Source organism: Limosilactobacillus secaliphilus, assembly GCF_001437055.1.
GTDB lineage: Bacteria > Bacillota > Bacilli > Lactobacillales > Lactobacillaceae > Limosilactobacillus > Limosilactobacillus secaliphilus.
Map to the genome: position 1 here is coordinate 1 of NZ_JQBW01000008.1, position 239 is coordinate 239.

Annotated in this window: 1 pseudogene; it reads left to right on the forward strand. The window is 41.4% G+C overall.

The window, feature by feature from the left end:
* Positions 1-69: 69 nt before the first annotated feature.
* A pseudogene (locus tag IV45_RS07870) lies at positions 70-239 on the forward strand (xylose isomerase); the annotation flags it as partial.

Below are 239 nucleotides of genomic sequence, written 5' to 3' on the forward strand. Positions count from 1 at the left end.
GTTGAAGGATTATTCTTAAATCGTAAGTTAGTTGTTTATATAAACTAATATGAACAGGAGGACTCAATGATGAGTGATTTATGGAAAGGTATCGATAAGATCAAGTATGTAGGTCCACATAAGCACCTCCGTTCAGGACTGTATTACCAATACTACAACCCTGACGAAGTGATTCTGGGCAAGAAGATGAAGGACTGGCTGCGGTTTGCCGTTGCTTACTGGCACACCTTTGACCAGCG